The sequence below is a fragment of the Microcystis wesenbergii NRERC-220 genome (assembly GCF_032027425.1).
Lineage (GTDB): Bacteria > Cyanobacteriota > Cyanobacteriia > Cyanobacteriales > Microcystaceae > Microcystis > Microcystis wesenbergii_A.
Window position 1 is genome coordinate 1,973,470 of sequence record NZ_JAVSJA010000001.1, and the last position, 21,531, is coordinate 1,995,000.

Here is a 21,531-nt window from a genome sequence, read left to right on the forward strand (position 1 = left end):
AGCGTTTGAGACCTTGTTAGAGAAATTTGAACAGGTGTATTTGGCGGAAGCAGACAACAGGGAAAAGGCAAGAAAAAGAAAAATCGGAGCTGGCAGGAAAGCTAGATTGCAAAGCATCAAAGAGAAATTATTCTATATCCTGTTTTACTTCAAGTGCTATCCAACCTTTGACTTGGCGGCAGTATGGTTCGATTTTGACCGCTCACAAGCGAATAGATGGGTACATCGCCTACAACCAATTTTAGAAAAGGTTTTAGGAGAAAAAAAGGTACTGCCCCTTAGAAAAATCGAGAGGCTCGAGGAATTTATCCAACATTTTCCAGAGGTGAAAGAAGTGATAGTCCCTCGGACCTTCATACCGATAGCTCGTCCCAAAGACGCGGAAAAACAGAAAGAGAACTACTCAGGAAAGAAAAAGCGATGCACCCGAAAAAACCTAGCAGCTAGTGCAGAAGACAAGAGGATTTTGCTGTTAACCCCTAGGAAAGCGCGGAAAAACCCATGATAAAAAGATACAAGAACAAGAAGACTTAATTGGCGGCATCCCTGCTCAAATCCCAGTCTTGGTTGATTCAGGATTTCAGGGAGTGCAAAAACAGTATGTAAATATCCGTTTGCCCCACAAAAAACCGAAGGGAGGAGAGTTAACAGCAGAACAAAAACAAGAAAATCGAGAACTAGCCAAAGAAAGAGTTGTGGGTGAAAATGCTTTTTCTGGGGTGAAAAGATACCGTGCAGTTTCCGATATTTATAGGAATCGTGTAGCTAATTTTGATGCTCAATTAATCTTAACGGCTTGTGGATTATGGAATTTTTATGGGTGCGGCAGCATAAGCATTAATTAAAAGGAGAAGCCAGCTGAACTTCTCACAAAACAATTCATTCGGCTTTTTCTTATGGGAGCAACAAGTCTAATGACCGCGCTGATTAGGAGTCATTTTTTGGTAACGACCATTAACTAACTGGTACATCTCGATCTGGGCCTTGTTAACTTCATAAATTCCATAAAAAGGAATTTGAATCGCTCGCTCATAGAGCCAAAATTTACCCTTAACAGGCGTTTTATCCCGTTCTTCTTCACCATTGCCCGAGACAAATTCTAAGGCAATGACCGGTTCAATGGTTTCTTTCCACATCACAAAGGAACGGCGAACTTGACCATCAATAGTCGTGGGGACATGGGGAACATAAAACCAATCGGGAGCAACAGCACCCTTTTCTAGAGATTCTGGATGCTCTGGCAATCGCCAATAAATCCCACAATCTCGACCCAGACAGTAATTACCATCAGGATGTAATTGTTCTAAAAGGGGTGTAATAGTATCCGTTAAAAGGTCTGCTTGGGGAGGCTCTTGATAGTTTTTCACAAAACTTCCATCTTGATCGGGGAGTTGGGTTTGATCAGGTAAATGGGAAGCGCAATACACCGTGGTCGAAGGTTCCTGAATTGTGGTTGAGGCTTGTACCGCTTGGATCATTGAACTCATCTTTAATTCCCCTATTTTTGTTATCTAACTTTTATTCTATAACTGTTCTTGAAAATCTGTAAAAACTATGCCCGATCTCAATGCTATCCCCAGAATGACTGCTCTCCGCTCCCAGACCAAAGGCGATCCACGCATCAAAATCGCCGTTCTTGATCGACCGATTGACTTAGAGCGAGCCTGTTTTCAAGGAGCAAATATTACCCGTCTTCATCCCTATTGGGCGGAAGAATTTCTGATCGATCCCCAACACTTACAAGCTTTTTTAGAGATAGAAAGTAGCGGTAAAAGTGATGAAGACAAAGGGGGAATGATAGAGGCAGCAATCCCAGATGAAAACATTCGGGCTAGTCTCTATTTACGCTTCCATGCGAATCATATTATCAGCACTATTTGCGGTCAACCTGATTCACCCACCCGTAGAAGGAATTGCTTCTAACGCCACTGTAATTAATATTCCTATTGCCTACGGTAATGATGATTTCATTAATCCCCTGAATTTATCCCGTGCTATTAGTACCGCCATTGAACAGGGAGTGAATATTATTCGAGGAGTCGGTCGCCAGTAGTCAGTAGTCAGGAGAATTAAGAATAAACAATAATCAATTAAAGAGTCTATTTAGAGATTTTTTGCAACTTCATGCTTATTTTTCCCATTTTTGAACTCTCAAAAATTAATTATGTAAGAAGTCTATGGAAAAAAGCAACAAGCGATCGCTCTTAATCGTGCTGGAAATTTGTCAAGATTAAATTTAACAAACTTAACATCTGAGTCAGTGGCGAGAGTATAAACGGGGGGATGTTCCAGTAGTAACAGGATATCGGGTAAGTCGGGATTAGCAATTCTCGCCGCCACCAGCGATCGCTGTGGCCACGAGAGCATAGGGAGTAATTGCCCGAATTTTTAGCCCACAGAGACGAGGTATTTTTTGAGCATTTATTGCGAGATTTGTCAAATTATTTAAGAAATGTGAAGGAGCGCAAAGGAAAATTAAAAGAAGGGAAGATATAGATGTTGGGGAGAATACTAAGTGCTAATCTAGGGTTATCCCATCTATTCCGAGGTTAACCGTCCCACAGGAGAAACAATCACTGGATTCCCTTGCTGGCGGCAAAAATCAGTTTCTTTAAATGAAAGTTAACAGAACTTCGCATTTCTGTTAAGAGAAGGTTTAGAGAAACTTGTTAGAATAGAGGTAGATAAATCCAGTTGCAAATAGGCGCTCGACCCGATGAATTTTCCGCGCGATCCGACAAAAAAAAGAGAACGAGAACACCGACAATATCTAGACTGTGACCTCTAATTGACTTTCAATCAACAGCGTGATCGAGCAGTTTTTTTGAGGATTAAATTCCTGGCATCAACATCCCTTAAAAATAGTTGATGTGGGCAGTCCATAGCAAAATTTTTAGATGGAGTAGTGAGTATGAAGCTATTGATTCAGGGCAATAATATCGCTGTCACCGAACCTATTCATGATTATGTGGAACAAAAGCTGGAGAAAGCGGTGAAACATTTTAACGGCATAACCACAAAGGTCGATGTTCACCTCTCCGTGGAAAAGAATGCACGCATTCCCGATCGCCACAAAGCGGAGGTAACGGTTTATGCTAATGGAACAGTGATTCGCGCTCAAGAAGGAAGCGAAAATTTATACGCGAGTATTGATTTAGTTTCTGATAAAATCGCTCGTCAACTCCGCAAGTATAAAGAAAGATTGGTGGATCATCGCACCAACGCCACCGTTAAAACTAGCGAGGTGGTGCAAGAGAAACCCTTAGATGATAGCCTAATTGGTGATCGCACTCCCGAATTACCCGCGGAAGTAGTGCGGATGAAATACTTTGCCATGCCACCGATGACTATTGAGGAAGCGCTAACACAATTGCAATTAGTTGATCACGATTTCTTTATGTTCTGCAACAAAGACACTAACGAAATCAACGTTATCTATCAACGCAATCACGGCGGTTTTGGTGTTATTCAGCCCCGTCCCGTCAACCTAAATGGCAAAGAACCCCATTAACATTTGGGAACTACAAATAAAACCAAAGACTGGAGAAATTCTCCAGTCTTTTTCTCATCTAACCAAGATTAACTTTAACCACTTTATTTTTTTCTGTCGCCGCTTTCGGGAGGGTGAGATAAAGAATACCGTCTTGATAGTTAGCGGTAACTTGGCTATTTTGCACCTCTACTGGCAGGGTAATCAAGCGACTAAATTTACCATAATAAAATTCGCTGTTTTTTACCTCGGCAGCGCATTCACGTTGCCCATTAATAGCCACCATTTGCTTGCTAACCTCCACATCGATATCTTTAATATCCATACCGGGTAATTCGATTTTTAATTCCACGGAATCCTCGTTAACGGAGATTTCCACTGGGGGACGAGACACCAATGAAGTTGTCGGTAATACTTCTTGAAAAAGTTGATCGATTTGACGTTGGACAGAATTAATTTCCAGGAAGGGAGAATAAAGAGTGAAAGCCATAGTAATAATTTCCTTGAGAGGTTTTCTCTGACTGCGATTGTCTCTATCTTAAGCAACTAACTTGACTTACACAAGGCGGTTTTCAGGAAACAAAAAGTCGCAATAACCGATACAGTTATCAGTTATCAGTTATCAGTGGGGTGTGGGGTGTGGGGTGTGGGGTGTGGGGAGATGGGAGAATAAAGCTGCCTTTTGCCTTTTGCCTTTTGCCTTTTGCCTTTTGCCTTTTGCCTTTTGCCTTTTGCCTTTTGCCTCCTGCCTGCTGCCCCCTGCCTTTGTTATAACCATTGTTGTAATTCCAGCCAACCCAAACCCTGACGCACAATCTCCGGTTGATCGCCGGTAAAATCAACAATTGTTGACACTTCCGAACCGGGAGCCGAACCATCTTCGATAATTAAATCAACTATATGATCGAGGGCATCGAATAGCCTAGCGGATTCTAATCCCTTGGTGGGAAAATCCCCCTCCTGATCGGGAAGATGGGCAGAACTAGAGATAATGGGATTTTCTAGGGTTTCGAGAATAGTGCGACAGATAACGTGATCGGGAACCCGGATACCGGTGGTTTTCCGCTTCGGATTCATCACCACTTTCGGCACTAATTTAGTCGCCGGTAAGAGAAAAGTGTAGGGACCGGGTATGACTCGTCGCATAATCTTATAAGCATAATCGCTGACCACTGCGTACTCGGAAATATTCGACAAAGAAGAACAGAGAAACGTCAAGGGTTTATCATTAGATAGTTGCTTGATTTGGCGAACTCGTTCGACGGCGGATTTCACATTGAGATCGCAACCGATCGCATAGACAGTATCGGTAGGATAAAGCATAATTGCCCCATTTTTAAGGGCATGACAGATTTCTTGGATAGAACGTTGCTGGGGATTTTCGGGATGGAGAGAGTAAATAGTAGCCATGATAGCAAAATCGTCGCCTATTGGGATTGTCCCACGGGAATCGCCGGGGATATGTGTTTAGGGGCATTAGTAGATTTAGGAGTCCCCTTAGAATACCTGATTGCACAACTAAAAACTTTAGGAATTGAGAATGAATATCAGTTAAGGGCCGAAAAAGTGCATCGTCGCGGTCAAATTGCTACTAAGGTTCACGTCGATGTCACTGCCGAGAAGTCCGCTGATCATCACCACCATCATCATCATACCCCCGCTCGTCATTTACCAGAGATTGAAAATTTAATTAAACAGGCAAATTTACCCCAGAAAGTCCAAGAATGGAGTTTAGCGGTTTTTCAACAACTTGCGATCGCAGAGGGAGCCGTTCACGGGATCGCACCGGAAAAGGTGCATTTTCACGAAGTCGGGGCAACCGATGCCATTATTGATATCGTCGGGACTTGTTTGGGTTTGGATTGGCTATCGGTGAGTGAATTATACTGTTCTTCCCTACCCACCGGCGGCGGTACAGTTCAGGCCGCCCATGGTCGTTTACCGGTTCCTGTGCCAGCAGTAGTACAATTGTTTAGTCAGCGACAAGTACCAATTTATAGTAATGGCATCGCAGCGGAGTTAGTAACACCCACGGGGGCAGCTATTGTGACAACTTTAGCTAAAAGTTTCGGTAAACCGCCGAAAATGCAGTTAGAAAAGGTCGGTTTAGGGGCAGGTACAAAAGATTTACCGATTCCCAATCTTGTCCGGCTTTGGTTAGGGAAAAAAACACCGGAAAAGCTAGATGAAAGCGAAACCGTGGCAGTTTTAGAAACTCAAATTGATGACTTAAATCCGCAAGCGATCGCCTACTTAAGCGAGGCTTTATTACAAGCAGGGGCTTTAGATGTATTTAGTCAAGCAATTACTATGAAAAAATCTCGTTTAGGGATACTCTTGACAGTAATTTGTGGCTTGGATAAAATTGCTATTTGTGAAAATATGATCTTTCAGGAAACCACAACTTTAGGCATTAGAAGGACGATTCAAGAGCGATCGATCTTAAAAAGAGAGATACAATCGATCGATACTGTCTATGGTAAAATTCGGCTAAAAGTTGCCTACAAAGAGTCAATTAATCAACCGATTACCGTACAACCAGAATACGAAGATTGTGCCGCAATTGCCCGTCAGCATCATCTACCTTGGCGATCTGTTCATCAAATGGCTTTAACTATTTGGCAAGAAAAAAATCAGTCTTGACAGCAGGGCAATTTTATCATAAAACTGCTAAGTAATAGGACAAAATTAACTTCTTGGTTAGGATAGGCACTCATGCAAAAGGCACTCATGCAAAAGGTAGTTAGATATGGCATAGAACGAGTTAGTTAGGACAGATGCCTGAAGGCTTTACTCACAGCATCCACAAGGTTTTCACTATCATTGATAATCTGACTAACATAGTTTTTCAATCTAGCCCAGAACTTTTCAATTTTGTTGAGGTCTGGAGAATAGGCGGGTAAAAATAGCACTTCACATCCCGCTTTAGCTAACAATTTTTTGATTCTCTCTTTGGGATGAAAACTGGCGTTATCAATGATGATAATTTGACCGGGTAGTAGTTCGGGTAATAGCAATTGTTCTATCCACTCACACACCAACTCTGTATTACAGTACCCCTCAAACACCATTGGCGCGATCGTGGAACCACGCCACCAACCGCTGATCACACTAACTCGTTCGCTACAGTGACCTAACTTTAAAGCCTCAAATCTTTCTGATTTGTGACAATATCCATAAGGATAATCGATGGTGTTATCTATTCCAGCTTCATCAATATAGACAAATCTTTCCGGGGCATAACCTCTGATTTTTTGGAGAAACTCTTTTCGGGCTTCTTCATCTCTTTCTCTGTAGCCATAAGTTTTTTTTTTCTAGTAAATCCAATTCTTTTGAGCGCTTGACCAATTCTCATCCTACTGACTGGGTTAGCCCATTTTTGCGCCATTTTTTCTTGGGTCAAATGCCCATATTGTTCGGCCAACTTTTGAAAGGCTTCTAAATCGTCAATTTTGGGCTTCGGCCCTCGACGATAGTTAGTTTTAGCGGCCACCGTCCCAGTTTGTTTCTTCCGTTTCAGCCATAGGTCTAATGTATTACGACTAATATTGAGGGTGCGACAGACATGGCTTTTTTTCTCCCCTCGCTCTACGGCACTCACTGCTTTCTGTCTTAAATCATCACTATAGGGTGCTGCCATGAAAGCTTCTCCTCATTTCTTTTTCTCTATTATGTCCTAACTATCCCGCTCTTTGCTATATGTGTAATTAATTTTGCTTAGGTACTTATATCCATTGTTCAAAAGCTATTTTCAGGAAAATAATCCCAATTTAAAACCTGTTCCTGGGTAAAAGGACAATCAACCGGAAAAGTTTCTTTTGGTAAATTAGTTTCATTTACCGTCCCTCGCACTGCTTTTTGATAACATTCTGCGAAAATATCGGCTAAATAGGGTTTTAAGCTAGGACTATCCCTGAAAATAAGCTCTAATTGTTCTCTTTGCTCATCAATGGTATTTATCCAGCTATTAGTCCGTTTTTCCGGTTGATATTGCCATTTAAGTAAGTGCATCAAGAGAACTTTTAAACGGCCGAATACCTCCCGTCTATTATTACGTCCCATATCGGATATTTCTTCGATTAAGTTATCTAAATCAAGGGCCTGTAAATTGCCCTTTTTTAAGTGGTTTACGGTTTGCTCAAGCCACAAATTAAAATCAGTTTCATAAAGCTGAGATAATTGATTTTTCATGTTGAGGTGGGATTTTTAAAGGGAAACTCTCTGCCAAAATTGGTCGTTACTTGCGATTTTATCACTCAATCTTGGCTCTTGGGGGGTAGAACCCTCCAACCCCCCCCGCACATTAGCTTTTCGGTGGGATGCTTACACGCGGTTGTCATACATTTATAGCAGTTTAAGAGTGACTGATAATTGCTGATTGTCGGTATTTCTGCCAAGGTGAGATGCACCCGAAAAAATCAATCTGATTGGCAGCATCTCAACTTTGTAACCCCTAAATCAGGTTTTATGTCAAGCTATTTTGAAAGCCTTGCTAGAAACCAGTTTTAGAGACAAGTATAATCACTCACTTGCATAAATGAGATGCTTCCTTAGAATTGGGAGCATCCCAATTATGTAATAAGTACAAATGCTCAGAAGGGTAAGAAGGCTTTTGTAGTAACGATTCTGGTTCCAATCACACAATTTAAAGAACCGTTGAAAATCTATGAACTCCCGAAAAGGCTTGCCATATAAGTATTTCGCATCTAAGTACAATTGCTTATTGAAAAAGTGGGATGCTACCCTTAAAATATTAGAATCAGAGCAACAATAAATGCTTGTAATCCTAATGAGAACATGGTCAATAGTATTTTAATGATTCCTATTCATTTGGATGCTCTCTATCTGAAAAGAGAGCGCCTAGTTGTAGAGGCGATGGCAGATTTGAGCATAGTTCCTTATTTTAATAGAAAAAGAGACGTAAATCCGAATATTGCTCATATCAGCGAGGAGATTGTTTCCTGACTGACGGACACATTTTTCAATACAAAGACAAGTACTGTTATGTGAAAGCCTCAAACTCCTGAATAAAAGAAAAGGTAATTTTGCCATAATAATCCTGACGAGCTTTGCGAGAAGCAAAACAGGGAAAAGGGTCAACAGAAAATAAGTGGTCAAGTCGCAAGAAGGGACGCGCCTTATGAACAACTCCCGCCAGCCAACGTAAACCAATTTTCAAATAACTCAAACCACGCCGAAAATGAGCATCAACCTGACGGCGAGAGCCAGATTGTTGAACCGCCATGCCAGTTAAAGTAGCAAAGAGAATAGAAATGGCAACAATGAGATAGAGACGTTCTAAACAAGCAGCAGAGCGAACACGAGAATGTTCCCCGTCAAAAACGCCCGATTTACTGTCGAGAAAGAGATGTTCAATGGGAAAACGAAGACCATACTGCCAGAAGGTGTCAAGGGTAGGAGGTTCATGGCTCAGAATTGCCCAATTATCCTTAACCCCTGGAACAGAGGCTAAAGCAAGATGAGCAGTGATTCTAGCCTCCTGCCAGACTTGAACGTTGCGATAAAAGCAGGCTTGCCGTTTGGGAGGATAGAGTTCTCTGACCTCATAGCCAAAACCCCGACGGCGAACACCGTAAATGAGGGTATCGCAAGGTAAGCGAAGACACCAATGCCAAGTATTTTTCCTGAGCCATTGAATTAATTGCTGATTGGCAAAGCCTCGGTCGGCTAACAGCATGACATTCTCAAAGCCCTGAAGATAGCCTTTGGCTCTGTCCAACAAGGGTTCGTATTTCTCAAAAGCTAGGCTGGCACTACCATGTTCTAATCCCATCCACATCAAGGGGACGGCTCTCCCCCCGCAGACCACCGCTAGATAGACAAAGCAGTATTGATTCCACAACAGAGTGGTATCTATTGCTAGATAAAGTCTTTCCCCCTTCTCCTTCCAAGTCTCGATGGCTTTCAATATTAAGGGGATGTATATCTTTTCCACCGCTACTCTTCCATTCTGGCAAAAGCGATTCCACCGTCTCTGATAACTATTGGCTTGTTCGGCTCTGCTTTGTACAAAGGGTTCCCATCTGGCTTGATTGAGACTTTGACTACTGAGTAGGGCTGTCACCATCCAACTGAGGACGGTTAAATGTCTTTTATCCACAAATCGGCTTCCTTGTTCTAGATAGGAATAAACTTGGGAGAAGATTCTGTTCTCGGTTTTCATCTTGTAGGGATTCTTGCTTTTTCCCTATCTACCCAGATATTTTTCTTTTTGGCAACCCTTGTCTTGTCAGGTTTTGACCCACTTGTGTCCGTCAGTCAGTCCCATAACTGTTAGATCGGCATTAATCGATGGAGGTCGTTTTAATCATTCCCCTACTGTTCATGAATATCTGACTAACACGGCACAAATTCAGCAATTAGATGTCATGGTAGCAACCCATTATGACGCAGATCATTTTAATGGGTTACGTGCATTGCTTTTAAGGAATAGTAATGTGTATGACAACACTTTTATCTTTGACCAAGGAGAACCTGGGAATATTCCGGCATTTAATCTCGGTCCCTATGATGAGAGATTGGACCACAGACCCAATAGAGAAAACCCATATATCCTCTATCGTAATTCTATATATTCTCGTGGAAATAGAAAGAGAGTTACTGCTTTTGTAGATTCTAACAATACGGCTGGAGGAAATGCCAATTGGCAACCGCCTAACTGGTTAATAGGAAAAGAGATATTGTGGATAGGGGCCAATCGGTATGATATAGAGAGAAATTATGATCCAAATGGCAATTATAATGCAGGAGGAGTTATCTTTCCTCCTCCTCAGCGAAACCACGGTAGTTGGGATGTCAATGGAAATCCCATCGATATCAATCGAAATGCGTTAATCCCCCCTGGTGCACCTACCATTAGATGTATTGCTGCTAATCAATATCGCCAAGGAAACGCGGCTTTAGTTGGTGCGATAGGAGGCACAGACGAGAGCCGCAAAAATAAAAAAAGTCTGATTTTTTTGGTGCAGTTCAATAACTTTAAATATTTTATTGGAGGAGATGCGGAACAGGATCAGGAAAATGCACTTGACACAATCCTGAACCCTACCAACGATTTTGCAGGACGTGTTCATGCTCTCAAATTAAGTCATCATGGTGCTGCCACCTCAACTTCGCCAGCATTTATTAACCGATTGAAACCTTGTGCAGTTTTTATTTCTAATGGTCCTCAAAATCAATTTGGACATCCCCATCAAGCGGGAATTAATGCAATAGAAGCTATCTCCGTTCATAACGGAATGGTCAATGGGTTATTAAACTATTATTTAACTGGAGAAAGCGATTTGGGCGCCACTGTTAGTCGTCCTGCTGCTGCTGTTCTCAATGCTAATATTGCCGAGGTTCCAGGGTATCCTGATGGACCTGTAGGAGGTAAGCATTTAAAAATAACAGTCTCTCACCAACAGTCGAACAACAGTGCTACAAGTAATAACAATTTTACCGTTCATTGGCAAGATGCCGGTCCTGTGGCTCAGTCTAGAGTTCATTAATAAAAAATTATAACTATACAATTTGGAGCTTAAAACTGATGGCAGATTTTTTAACACTGAATCAACTCAACAAAAACCTAACCGATGCTATATCGCAAGGGAGCCTTTTACTCATAAAATCTTTACTTGATTCGGGCAATTTAATTGATTTTTTAGAGACTCTACCTCAACAACAATTACTCATTAATAATGTCAAGATTTTACTAGCCGATAAACAATTAACTGTCATAGGAGACATTCAGGAAAAATGGGGAGTTAAAGGATTAAATAAAAAACAACTGAGCAATATAAATCTATCATTAATCTTTACTGAAATTCAGCCCAATACCCCTTTAAGTGCAAAACTAGGGATTACTGGGCAAATCAGTATTAACCAAAAAAATATTATTATTGTTGGTGATTTGAAAGAAAATTCTAACTTAGAATTTTCTCTTGCTCAACAATCATTACAAACATTTCAAATTCAAGAAATTGCCGATTTTTCAACTAATTCTCATTTGGTTAATTTTATACCACTTGGAGAAGAATTATTTAACTCTGTTTTGATTAAAGATTTAAGTCTAGAGTTTGGTTTTAAAAATGAACTTCCTACATTAATTAATATCAATAGTGAGACATCTACTAAGGATTGGGAAGTTATCCCAGAAATAATTACCCTGAAAAATATGGGTATAGTTATTCAATCCAAATACAATTTTATAGGGAATGAACTTTCTTTAGTATTTGGAGGAAATATTTATGCAACTCTCAATATAGGGCAAGATTATCAAATTAGTATCCCTTTTCAAGATGGGAACTTATGGATAATAACGATTATTCCTAATCAAGGAAATGTTTTGCCTGGCTTATTGGATTTAGCACATTTTATTGGCAAAGATTCCCTGAAAAACTCGGTCGAGAATGGACTCAATAATCTTGATCTAGGAGCAATATCTATTGATGATATTACTATTGCTTTTGATCTCAATTTAAAGAAAATCATTTATGTATCACTACTCAGCAGTATTACATTTCTCGGTGCTAGAATAAATCTTTATACACAATTACCTGACTTTCAATTTGCTGGTTCTTTAGATCGCAATAGTAACATTAGCTTGAAGGCTCTTATTGAGCATTATTTTGCTAAAGCAGACGATTTTCCTGAACTAGATATTACAGAATTGAGTTTGACTGCTTATCCCAGTGAAAGTTTATATAGTATTCATACAATTATTCAAGATGTTTGGGATTTTAAAATTGCTAGTAGTTCAATAGCAATTGCTGAACTTGAATTAGAATTAACGAAATCAGGTAATAGTATTTCTGGTTCAATCACAGCTAGTTTGATGGTTGTAGATGTTAGTGTTTTTATCATTGCTAAATCTCCAGAAAATAGGGGTAATGGCTGGCAATTTGAAGGTAAAACAGCAACAGGAAACGAAATTCATTTAGGAAGACTGATTAACGAGTTAGCTAGAAAATTTGGTACTGATACAACCCTACCTTCATCTGTATCAGACTTAATTATTGAAAATATTGGAGTATCATTTAACACAAAAACTAAAGATTTTACCTTTACCTGTGAGTCTCAATTTCCTATTGATCATCAAAATATAGATATTACGGTCAATATTAATATTCTCCGACAATTAGATCTTTCCTATAAAAAACACTTTGATGGGCATATCACCATTGGTAGCTTAAAATTTGCCCTCATTTTCGATACTGACCAAACCTCTACCAAATTCCTCGCTGCTTACCATGATGACCAGACGGTAAAAGTTAAAGACCTAATTGGTTATATTGATTCTCAGTTAAAAGAGGATATACCAGAAGGACTAGAAATCAGACTAAAAGATGCTTTATTTGCCTATTCTAAACAACAAACCTTAACTAATTTTCTCTTCGGTTTAAATATTGATGGTGGCATTAACCTCTCTAACCTGCCCTTAGTTGGACGGGAATTTCCTCCCAATGAAACCCTGAAAATTTCCCTACAAGTCTTAGTAACTAAAGCGAATTTTACAGCCCCAGAACTACAAACCTTAAACACTTTATACACCGACGGAGGCATTAAACTACCCACCACCGATATTAACCAACGTCTCGACCTTATCCCCTCGCTTCAATTCGGAAGCGAAATCCAACAATTAGAACTCCCCATCACCATCAATAAACAGACGGGTCAAATAGAAGGAACAACCCCCCCACGGGATAATAACCTTTCTCCCCCAGTCGTCACCCCTTCCTCTATTCCCACCCCAATTAGTGATAGTACCAAATGGTTTACACTGCAAAAAAGCTTGGGTCCCGTCCACTTTCAAAGAATTGGTCTGAAATACCAAGACTCAAAAATCTGGGTTTTATTAGATGCTAGTCTTAACCTAGCTGGACTTTCCCTCTCCCTCGATGGACTTGGCGTTAACTCCCCCCTCAATCAATTTGACCCCAAATTTGACCTTAAAGGCATCGGCATCGACTACAAAGGCAGCGACACCCTAGAAATAGGAGGCGCATTCCTCAGAACTACCCGAAACGGCATAGACGAATACGACGGTGCCGCCGTTATCAAATTTAACGTCAAAGGCAAAGCCCTCAAACTTTCCGCCATTGGGTCCTATGCTTATTTTGAAGGACATCCCTCCCTCTTTATCTACGCCCTCCTCGACTACCCCATCGGTGGACCCTCCTTCTTCTTCGTCACCGGGTTAGCCGCCGGCTTTGGCTATAACCGCGCCCTCAAAGTCCCCACCATTGACCAAGTTGCCACCTTCCCCCTCGTCGCCGAAGCGGTTAACCCTCCTCCGGCTGAGGGTTCTAACTCAGACCAAGCCGCCCGACTCACAGGAGAACTAACCAAACTCCGAGACTATATCCCCCCCGAAACTGGGCAAATATTCCTCGCCATTGGCGTTAAATTCAACTCCTTCAAAACCATTGATGCCTTTGTTCTGCTTACCATCGCCTTTGGCAACCGCTTTGAACTGAATATCTTGGGTTTAGCCACCCTCATCGCCCCTGCAAACGTAGGCGCAGACGTAACCCCTGTTGCCGAGGTACAACTTGCCCTCAAAGCCAGTTTCCTGCCCGCCGAAGGTTTCCTCGGTATTATTGCCCAACTGACTCCTAACTCTTATATCCTTTCCCAAGCTTGTCATCTCACCGGAGGTTTTGCCTTTTATGGCTGGTTTGCCCCTAACGTCCATGAGGGGGATTTTGTCCTCACTTTAGGGGGTTATCATCCCCTCTTTAAAGTCCCAGACCATTATCCGAAAGTTCCTCGCCTTGGGCTTAATTGGCAAGTTAGCCCAGAACTTTTCCTCAAAGCCGATGCTTATTTTGCTCTAACTCCCTCCGCTATTATGGCAGGGGGACACCTCCAAGCCACTTGGAATAGTGGTCCTCTGAGTGCTTGGTTTAACGCCGGGGCAGACTTTCTCATGTCTTGGAAACCCTATCACTACGATATTTCTATCTATGTTGATATGGGAGTATCCTATACTTTCCAATTTTTCGGGACTCAGCATATTACTGTTCAATTAGGGGCAGATTTACACATCTGGGGACCCGAATTTACAGGTATTGCCCATATTCATCTTTGGATTATTTCTTTTGATGTGAGCTTTGGTAGCAGTGCCTCGCAAGCACCCACAGCCATTGACTGGAATGAGTTTAAAACCTCTTTTCTCCCTGCTGCTGATGCTATTTGTACCATTGCCGTTAAAGAGGGTTTAGTCAGAAAAGTTAATCAAGATGATAAAACAGATTTAGGGATCATTAATCCCAAAGATTTATGCTTAGTCACTAATTCAGTAATTCCCATTAAAACTTGTCATGTTAATCTTAATACTCAGGGAATTAATACCCAATTTGGCATTGGCCCCATGGCGGTCACTCCTGGTCAATTAACCTCAACCTTAACGATTAGTGTAACGAGAGATGGCAAGTCTCTAAGTTCAGCAGAATTTGACGAAGATTTTGCTTGTAGTCCCCTATTTAAAAAAGTTCCCGTCGCACTTTGGGGCGAATCTTTAACCCCTAGTTTGAATGGTAATCAATTTATTGAAAATACCCTATCTGGATTAGAAATTAAACCTAAAAAACAACCAGAACCAGGTGCAACCCAAGCCATTAATCGCAGTGAATTACAATTTAGCACTACTTCAATTAATAATGCTTATCATTGGCGAACAATTAGCACTTTTCAGGAGGAAACCACTAAAGACATTAGTAGCACTATTGTAGATAACGCAGTCAAAAACTCTAGAGAAAATTTACTAAAAGCACTAAATTTAAACAGTGAAAAAATTGATCTCAGTGCAACAATTGCCGACAATTTATTAGGTTCACCTAAAATTGGGGTTTTAGTTAATTAATTATTATTTAAAGGAGTCAAAAATGCCAGAAACCACCACAACTGAACCCACTAAAATTGAATTTATTCAGTATCATCAACCAGCTTTAAAAGATGGTGACTATGAAATTACTGTTACACAAACCATAGAAAGTGGAGCAAAAATACCTAGAACTACTTTTACAACAGATATTACAACAAACCAGAAAACTAAACCTATTCGTTTTACTGTATCAGGAGAACGCTTTGAATTAAAACCTACAGACATCCACGCTGTATTTCCCCCTGATGGTAGCTTAGGAGAACATTCCAATGTTTTACCCCATATTATCCTAAACCGTAGTACCTTACCTTGGGAACGTCAATCTGTTAGTAATAATAATGATACTGCTTGGTTAGCTTTATTATTATTTGAAGAAACAGAAAACCCCGAATCCAAAATTATTACCCTAGAAACCTTAAAAGATATTAATATTTATACTGCTAAATTTCCTAATTTTAGCCTAGAAAGTGGACAACATGAAGACGATAAAGTAATAATTATTGATGTCCAGAAACAGTTATTAGAAAAAATTTTACCCACTAAAGAAGACTTAACTTATCTTGCTCATGTTCGTCAAGGAACAGATGAGCAAGGAAAATTAATCGGCGATGAATTAGCCGTTATTATTTGTAATAGACTCCCCAAAAAAAACGGCAGAAGTATCGTCCATCTGGTTTCTTTAGAAGGACGTTATAATAATAATGGGTTTGATTTTCAGGGAGCAAGAGATAATGATAATATTCGTTTAGTTAGTCTAAAAAGTTGGAATTTTTCTTGTGTTGATGAAAAGCAAAGTTTTCAAGGACTTTTGACCAATCTTAACCGAGAACCTAGTACCCTAAGATTGCCTCAAGTTAATAATACTGAAGCGGAAAAATATCTATCTATGGGTTATGTTCCCTTACCCCATTTTTTACGACAAGGAGGGAAAACCTTCTCTTGGTATCATAGTCCTTTAATCACAGGAAACAACCCTAACAATAACATCACCTTACCCAGAAGTGTTGAACGTTGAGAAAAGTCAGAAAAAAAATGCTATTATAGATAGAATCTAGACAACTTATTCCCCTCACAATAGGGAGTTTGCCCTGATGACGAATTTTTCAAAACTCATAAAAGAGCTTCTCAAACCACTGCCTAAAAATGACTACCCCGCTTTAGATACTTTTACATTTTTGTCCTGTTGGATTGGTTTTGCTTTAGATAAAAGCATCGTCAGTATGAGGGACTTATGCAGTAGAATGGTACTTCAAGGAATTAATGTAAATTTATCCACATTTTCTAAGGCAAGCAAAATTAGAGAAACAAGTCCATTTGAGAAAGTCATTGTCGAATTAAATAAGCGTTTAGTTGCCAAAAAAGGAATAGAGAATGCGCGAGCTTTATTTCCTATTGACTCAACAATAATTAGCTTAACCAGTAAATTACTATGGTCCCAGGGATGGCATCAAGTAAAACTATTCTCTGGTCTTAATAGTATCACAACAGAGGTGGTCGGAATACTCATCCATTTTGGTCAAGGTCATGACTCAAAAGAAGGAGGAAAAACGATAGAAGCAATTCCTGTAAATGGAGTTGGAGCAATGGATAGAGGATTTGCGTCTAATCAAAGAATCACCGAATTATTAGAGAGTAGTGACAAGCATTTTGTCTTGAGAGTGAAAAATAATATTAGCCTAGAGATGCTCGAAAATGGCAAGTGTAAACTCGGAAAAGATAAAAGACAAATAGAAGTAAGAGTAGTCGCTTTTTGCGACCTAGAAAGTCAAACAGAATTTCGGCTGGCGACAGATTTACCTCTAGAAGGAGAAGGAGCAGTTAGTAATGAAGAAGTTGCCGAAATTTACATCCAAAGATGGCAAATAGAACTGCTGTGGAAATTTTTAAAAATGCATCTAAAGTTGGATAATCTAATCACTAAAAACGAGAACGGAATCCGCCTACAGATCTATAGTTGCATTATCGCTTATCTGATTCTACAGCTAATAGATATTGAAGAAGGATTTGGGAAAAGCTTATTAGACAAACTGCGCTATTTACAGAGTTTCATGTGTCAACATATTAGCTATGTACACTGGTTCCGGAGGATTGTCTATTCAATTTAAAATTTGATGTTATAGGGGTATTATGCTTGTCAATGTAAAGTTTTATTACAGGATTCAACGTTTCTGCACCTTACCCATTCGTACCGCAGATGAATTAATCATATATAATCCTGATAATGGTATGTTTGATGTTTCATACTCTGCTGCTTGGGAATTAGGAAGATTACTCGCTTTACAGAGTAAAAATTTATCCGTTAGTCTCTATAATTGGAAACGCACTCATAGACAAAATATACAAAATATCGAAACTCATTTACCCGTTTACAATCAACCTAATACAGAACTTCCTGAGAGTATTTATAATTGGTTTGAAGATTTAAGTCTTCTTAAAGGTGTACCCTTTAATTATCTCGTTCCCGATGAACTTATGTTACCTGTAGAATCAATTCGTTTCTTCTATCTTGATTCCCTTTGGATAGAATGCTTATTAGATGGAGCATTTAGTATTGGTCGAGTAACTACATCAGATCATAAACACGATCAAGAAAATAAAACAAATCCTGCTGTTAACAATTACCCCATAGTAACTGGTTTCTTACTCCGTTCAGATGTGGTGTCAGGTTGGCCAAGTTTACTCGTTGATGGTTATAATGAAGATGATACAAAAAAGATTGAATTACTACGGATGGAACGTCTTTCCGCTAATGTTTTGATTTGTTTATTTAAGGGGGAGATCAAAACGGTAGATATTCACCAAAAACCAGAAACCTTACATTTTGGACTAGACTCGGATGATGAGAATAAAACCTTTTACAAAAAATTAAAAAACTTAGATGGTCAGCAAATTGACAAAAAGGTTGATAATATTCCTTGGAAAGATTCAGAAAAAAGAGTTATAGATATCAATTCACTTACTGACAGGATTAAAGAACAAGTGGACAATAGTAGCTCATTTACCTCTGCACAATTGGCTTTAGAGATGATTGAAGGAGTAGAAAAAGTGAGATTTATTGGTTCTTAAAAACCTATTAAGTAGGTAGGCGTTAAAAATTATCAGATCCCCCCGCCTATCGGCACCCCCCTTATCAAGGGGGGCAGGGGGGATCGAACCTAAAATCCATTTTTAATTTAACCTGATTACGGTTTGGATCAGGAATTGGGAATCTGTATCGGCTCAGGCAGTGTCGAGTCAACGATTAAGCAGATTAGCTCTCGGATGAAAATTGTAGGAGCGCAGTGGAAAGCGGAAAATGTGCCACAATATTTAAAGCTCCGTTGTGCTTATCTCAATGGTGCTATAGCCCCAGGCGTAGCTTCGTTGGTCGCTTAAGCATTTATACTTATTGCACAAGTGGGATGCTCCCCCTGAAGATTGATGGCAAATGTTTAATAAGCTGCCCGCGCATTTAAATTGCTTGTTGAGACGAGGCAAGAGGCAAGAGGCAAGAGGCAACAGTAAAGGGATTGGGGGAGATTCGGCTAATCTTAAGAATAAGCGCTTTAAATGCGTCTTAGCTTACCAAATTCGACTGCGGCGAAAAGGTGGAGCTTCGGGATTGCGTTTGGGCTCTTGGAACATGGTTTTCCAAAAAGTGATTGGGAATGCCTTCAGTCATTCATTGACAGTTTTGCCCCTTTGAGAACCGGTTTCAGATTTTGGAATTGGTATTATAATTAGCCTAAAAGCCAAACCCCCCAATCTGGTGAGATTGAGGGGTAGGAAAGAATAATCCTGGCATCGAGCTATTGTCCCAGTCGGCAACCCGACAAGTATCTTGGCCACGGTGAAGTTTCACAACCGAGTTCGGGATGGAATCGGAGTGGTGCCATCACGTTAAAGACACCAGGAAGGGTAGAACCCTCAAGACTGCAAAAGCTAGGAAAAAAGTGGTGAAAGAAGAATCAGGTCAAGCCCTCGGTCGGTTAGTACTCCTCGACTGCACTCGTTACCGAGCTTCCATCTAGAGCCTATCAACGGGTAGTCTACCCGAGACCTTACTGGCTTAATGCCATGAGAGCAATCATCTGGAGGTGGGCTTCCCACTTAGATGCTTTCAGCGGTTATCCGCTCCGCACATGGCTACCCTGCGTTTACCGTTGGCACGATAACAGGTACACCAGCGGTGCGTCCTTCCCGGTCCTCTCGTACTAAGGAAGGCTCCTCGCAATGCTCTTACGCCTACACCGGATATGGACCGAACTGTCTCACGACGTTCTGAACCCAGCTCACGTACCGCTTTAATGGGCGAACAGCCCAACCCTTGGGACCGACTTCAGCCCCAGGTTGCGATGAGCCGACATCGAGGTGCCAAACCTCCCCGTCGATGTGAACTCTTGGGGGAGATCAGCCTGTTATCCCTAGAGTAACTTTTATCCGTTGAGCGACGGCCCTTCCACGCGGTGCCGTCGGATCACTAAAGCCGACTTTCGTCCCTGTTCGACTTGTGGGTCTCACAGTCAAGCTCCCTTCTGCTTTTGCACTCTATCGTCCCATTTCCAACGGGACCGAGGGAACCTTTGCGCGCCTCCGTTACCTTTTAGGAGGCGACCGCCCCAGTCAAACTGCCCACCTGAAACTGTCTCCCGCCCCGATCAGGGGTCAGGGTTAGAATTCTAGCCTCGCCAGAGTGGTATCTCACCGTTAGCTCCACTCTCCCCACGAGGAGAGTTTCAAAGCTTCCCACCTATCCTGCGCAAGCGAAGCCCGAAGCCAATTCCAGGCTACAGTAAAGCTTCATAGGGTCTTTCTGTCCAGGTGCAGGTAGTCCGTATCTTCACAGACAATCCTATTTCGCCGAGTCTCTCTCCGAGACAGTGCCCAGATCGTTACGCCTTTCGTGCGGGTCGGAACTTACCCGACAAGGAATTTCGCTACCTTAGGACCGTTATAGTTACGGCCGCCGTTCACCGGGGCTTCGGTCGTCAGCTTTAGACTTCGACAAGCTCAGTCCTGACCAACTTCCTTAACCTTCCGGCACTGGGCAGGCGTCAGCCTCCATACTGCGTCTTACGACTTGGCGGAGACCTGTGTTTTTGGTAAACAGTCGCCTGGGCCTATTCACTGCGACCCTCTTGCGAGGGTACCCCTTCTCCCGAAGTTACGGGGTCATTTTGCCGAGTTCCTTAGAGAGAGTTATCTCGCGCCCCTTAGTATTCTCTACTTCCCCACCTGTGTCGGTTTCGGGTACAGGCAATTAATGATTAACGTGGTTCGGGCTTTTCTAGGAAGCTTGATCAGCGCCACTTCCCTCCCGTGGGAGGTGGGACTCGCGTCTTAGCTCCAGGTGTTTTCACCACCTCTCATCGCCTCGACTGCTTGCACTGGTAACCAACATCCAGCTGACGTTGACCTTCTCCGTTCTCCGGCACAATCATTAATCGGTACGGGAATGTTAACCCGTTGTCCATCGACTACGCTTTTCAGCCTCGCCTTAGGTCCTGACTGACCCTCCGCGGACGAGCCTTGCGGAGGAAACCTTGGGGTTTCGGGGTGTGGGATTCTCACCCACATTTTCGCTACTTAAGCCGACATTCTCACTTCTATAGAGTCCACAGCTGCTTGCCGCTACTGCTTCACCCCCTATAGAACGCTCCCCTACCACAGTTCGCCTACGCTCACTGTCCACAGCTTCGGTAGATAACTTAGCCCCGTTCATTTTCGGCGCAGGAGCGCTTGACCAGTGAGCTATTACGCACTCTTTTAAGGATTGCTGCTTCTAGGCAAACCTCCTGGTTGTCAATGCACTCCCACCTCCTTTCTCACTTAGTTATCATTTGGGGACCTTAGCTGGTGGTCTGGGCTGTTTCCCTCTTGACGATGAAGCTTATCCCCCACCGTCTCACTGGTAGTTTTTTTAGCCGTATTCAGAGTTTGCCTCGCCTTGGTACCGGTCTCCCAGCCCGCGGCGAAACAGTGCTTTACCCCGACTAAACTTCCACTACCGCTGCGCCTCAACACATTTCGGGGAGAACCAGCTAGCTCCGAGTTCGATTGGCATTTCACCCCTAACCACAGCTCATCCGCTAATTTTTCAACATTAGTCGGTTCGGACCTCCACTTGGTTTTACCCAAGCTTCATCCTGGCCATGGTTAGATCACCCGGGTTCGG

At 41.6% G+C, this 21,531-nt stretch carries 16 protein-coding genes, 2 rRNA genes and 3 pseudogenes (1 of these 21 only partly in view); 11 read left to right on the forward strand and 10 right to left on the reverse strand.

Annotated features, from left to right (window positions below; translation table 11 throughout):
- Positions 1 to 13: 13 nt before the first annotated feature.
- Together RAM70_RS09585 and RAM70_RS09590 are read left to right on the forward strand one after the other, a co-directional pair.
- Complete coding sequence (locus tag RAM70_RS09585; protein ID WP_312673442.1) at positions 14 to 505, forward strand: helix-turn-helix domain-containing protein; 492 nt, start codon at positions 14 to 16, stop codon at positions 503 to 505.
- Positions 506 to 542: 37 nt separating this feature from the next.
- Positions 543 to 845, forward strand: a complete 303-nt coding sequence (locus RAM70_RS09590) for a transposase family protein (RefSeq protein WP_312675872.1) — start codon at positions 543 to 545, stop codon at positions 843 to 845.
- A gap of 69 nt (positions 846 to 914) precedes the next feature.
- Here the strand turns inward: RAM70_RS09590 and RAM70_RS09595 are convergent.
- Positions 915 to 1,487: pseudogene (locus RAM70_RS09595) on the reverse strand (Uma2 family endonuclease); the annotation flags it as partial.
- Between the two features lie 67 nt (positions 1,488 to 1,554).
- Between RAM70_RS09595 and RAM70_RS09600 the strand changes: the two are divergent.
- Entirely contained in the window at positions 1,555 to 1,923 is a 369-nt protein-coding gene (locus RAM70_RS09600) for a S8/S53 family peptidase (RefSeq protein ID WP_238567785.1), read from the forward strand.
- 297 nt (positions 1,924 to 2,220) lie between these two features.
- Here the strand turns inward: RAM70_RS09600 and RAM70_RS09605 are convergent.
- Positions 2,221 to 2,425, reverse strand: a pseudogene (locus RAM70_RS09605) (lipoyl(octanoyl) transferase LipB); the annotation flags it as partial.
- 486 nt (positions 2,426 to 2,911) lie between these two features.
- Between RAM70_RS09605 and hpf the strand changes: the two are divergent.
- A complete protein-coding gene (hpf, locus tag RAM70_RS09610; RefSeq protein ID WP_045358600.1) occupies positions 2,912 to 3,511 on the forward strand; it encodes a ribosome hibernation-promoting factor, HPF/YfiA family in 600 nt (199 codons plus the stop codon).
- Between the two features lie 58 nt (positions 3,512 to 3,569).
- Here hpf and RAM70_RS09615 read toward each other — a convergent pair whose 3' ends face one another.
- Together RAM70_RS09615 and RAM70_RS09620 are read right to left on the reverse strand one after the other, a co-directional pair.
- Positions 3,570 to 3,980: an Hsp20/alpha crystallin family protein gene (locus RAM70_RS09615; protein ID WP_045358599.1), complete on the reverse strand. Its 411-nt coding sequence runs from the start codon at positions 3,978 to 3,980 to the stop codon at positions 3,570 to 3,572.
- Positions 3,981 to 4,258: 278 nt separating this feature from the next.
- Positions 4,259 to 4,900 (reverse strand): L-threonylcarbamoyladenylate synthase, encoded by a 642-nt coding sequence (locus RAM70_RS09620; RefSeq protein WP_045358598.1) that lies wholly within the window; start codon positions 4,898 to 4,900, stop codon positions 4,259 to 4,261.
- On the opposite strand from RAM70_RS09620, the gene larC reads away from it, so the two are divergent.
- A complete protein-coding gene (gene larC / locus RAM70_RS09625; RefSeq protein ID WP_072024806.1) occupies positions 4,877 to 6,133 on the forward strand; it encodes a nickel pincer cofactor biosynthesis protein LarC in 1,257 nt (418 codons plus the stop codon). The genes RAM70_RS09620 and larC overlap by 24 nt on opposite strands.
- Before the next feature lie 125 nt (positions 6,134 to 6,258).
- Here larC and RAM70_RS09630 read toward each other — a convergent pair.
- The 3 genes and pseudogenes from RAM70_RS09630 to RAM70_RS09640 all read right to left on the reverse strand — a co-directional run.
- Positions 6,259 to 6,744 (reverse strand): annotated as a pseudogene (locus tag RAM70_RS09630) (IS630 family transposase); the annotation flags it as partial.
- Positions 6,690 to 7,130 (reverse strand): IS630 transposase-related protein, encoded by a 441-nt coding sequence (locus RAM70_RS09635; protein ID WP_312672026.1) that lies wholly within the window; start codon positions 7,128 to 7,130, stop codon positions 6,690 to 6,692. The pseudogene RAM70_RS09630 and the gene RAM70_RS09635, both read right to left, overlap by 55 nt.
- A gap of 98 nt (positions 7,131 to 7,228) precedes the next feature.
- Complete coding sequence (locus RAM70_RS09640) at positions 7,229 to 7,681, reverse strand: DUF29 domain-containing protein (RefSeq protein WP_045358596.1); 453 nt, start codon at positions 7,679 to 7,681, stop codon at positions 7,229 to 7,231.
- 606 nt (positions 7,682 to 8,287) lie between these two features.
- Here RAM70_RS09640 and RAM70_RS09645 point away from each other — a divergent pair.
- Entirely contained in the window at positions 8,288 to 8,455 is a 168-nt protein-coding gene (locus RAM70_RS09645; protein WP_312673476.1) for a hypothetical protein, read from the forward strand.
- Positions 8,456 to 8,492: 37 nt separating this feature from the next.
- Here RAM70_RS09645 and RAM70_RS09650 read toward each other — a convergent pair whose 3' ends face one another.
- A complete protein-coding gene (locus RAM70_RS09650; RefSeq protein ID WP_287999792.1) occupies positions 8,493 to 9,674 on the reverse strand; it encodes a transposase in 1,182 nt (393 codons plus the stop codon).
- 205 nt (positions 9,675 to 9,879) lie between these two features.
- On the opposite strand from RAM70_RS09650, the gene RAM70_RS09655 reads away from it, so the two are divergent.
- The 5 genes from RAM70_RS09655 to RAM70_RS09675 all read left to right on the forward strand — a co-directional run bounded on the left by RAM70_RS09655 (position 9,880) and on the right by RAM70_RS09675 (position 18,443).
- On the forward strand, positions 9,880 to 11,001 hold the full coding sequence (locus RAM70_RS09655) for a ComEC/Rec2 family competence protein (protein ID WP_072024805.1): 1,122 nt from the start codon (positions 9,880 to 9,882) through the stop codon (positions 10,999 to 11,001).
- Positions 11,002 to 11,039: 38 nt separating this feature from the next.
- Entirely contained in the window at positions 11,040 to 15,356 is a 4,317-nt protein-coding gene (locus RAM70_RS09660) for a DUF6603 domain-containing protein (protein WP_312673478.1), read from the forward strand.
- Positions 15,357 to 15,378: 22 nt separating this feature from the next.
- Positions 15,379 to 16,392, forward strand: coding sequence for a hypothetical protein (locus tag RAM70_RS09665; RefSeq protein WP_312673480.1), 1,014 nt, complete (start codon positions 15,379 to 15,381; stop codon positions 16,390 to 16,392).
- Positions 16,393 to 16,465: 73 nt separating this feature from the next.
- Entirely contained in the window at positions 16,466 to 17,482 is a 1,017-nt protein-coding gene (locus RAM70_RS09670) for an IS4 family transposase (RefSeq protein ID WP_288016859.1), read from the forward strand.
- 22 nt (positions 17,483 to 17,504) lie between these two features.
- A complete protein-coding gene (locus RAM70_RS09675) occupies positions 17,505 to 18,443 on the forward strand; it encodes a hypothetical protein (protein ID WP_312673482.1) in 939 nt (312 codons plus the stop codon).
- A 709-nt stretch (positions 18,444 to 19,152) separates the two neighbouring features.
- Here the strand turns inward: RAM70_RS09675 and rrf are convergent.
- Both rrf and RAM70_RS09685 read right to left on the reverse strand, forming a co-directional pair.
- Positions 19,153 to 19,270, reverse strand: a 5S ribosomal RNA gene (rrf, locus tag RAM70_RS09680).
- A 55-nt stretch (positions 19,271 to 19,325) separates the two neighbouring features.
- A 23S ribosomal RNA gene (locus RAM70_RS09685) occupies positions 19,326 to 21,531 on the reverse strand; it runs 694 nt beyond the window's last position.

Coding starts and splice junctions, on each gene's coding strand:
- RAM70_RS09645 (WP_312673476.1), top strand. CDS start 8,288: ATGGTCAATAGTATTTTAATGATTCCTATTCATTTGGATGCTCTCTAT.
- RAM70_RS09620 (WP_045358598.1), bottom strand. CDS start 4,900: ATGGCTACTATTTACTCTCTCCATCCCGAAAATCCCCAGCAACGTTCT.
- RAM70_RS09635 (WP_312672026.1), bottom strand. CDS start 7,130: ATGGCAGCACCCTATAGTGATGATTTAAGACAGAAAGCAGTGAGTGCC.
- RAM70_RS09640 (WP_045358596.1), bottom strand. CDS start 7,681: ATGAAAAATCAATTATCTCAGCTTTATGAAACTGATTTTAATTTGTGG.
- larC (WP_072024806.1), top strand. CDS start 4,877: ATGGAGAGAGTAAATAGTAGCCATGATAGCAAAATCGTCGCCTATTGG.
- hpf (WP_045358600.1), top strand. CDS start 2,912: ATGAAGCTATTGATTCAGGGCAATAATATCGCTGTCACCGAACCTATT.
- RAM70_RS09650 (WP_287999792.1), bottom strand. CDS start 9,674: ATGAAAACCGAGAACAGAATCTTCTCCCAAGTTTATTCCTATCTAGAA.
- RAM70_RS09675 (WP_312673482.1), top strand. CDS start 17,505: ATGCTTGTCAATGTAAAGTTTTATTACAGGATTCAACGTTTCTGCACC.
- RAM70_RS09655 (WP_072024805.1), top strand. CDS start 9,880: ATGGTAGCAACCCATTATGACGCAGATCATTTTAATGGGTTACGTGCA.
- RAM70_RS09615 (WP_045358599.1), bottom strand. CDS start 3,980: ATGGCTTTCACTCTTTATTCTCCCTTCCTGGAAATTAATTCTGTCCAA.
- RAM70_RS09600 (WP_238567785.1), top strand. CDS start 1,555: ATGCCCGATCTCAATGCTATCCCCAGAATGACTGCTCTCCGCTCCCAG.
- RAM70_RS09665 (WP_312673480.1), top strand. CDS start 15,379: ATGCCAGAAACCACCACAACTGAACCCACTAAAATTGAATTTATTCAG.
- RAM70_RS09660 (WP_312673478.1), top strand. CDS start 11,040: ATGGCAGATTTTTTAACACTGAATCAACTCAACAAAAACCTAACCGAT.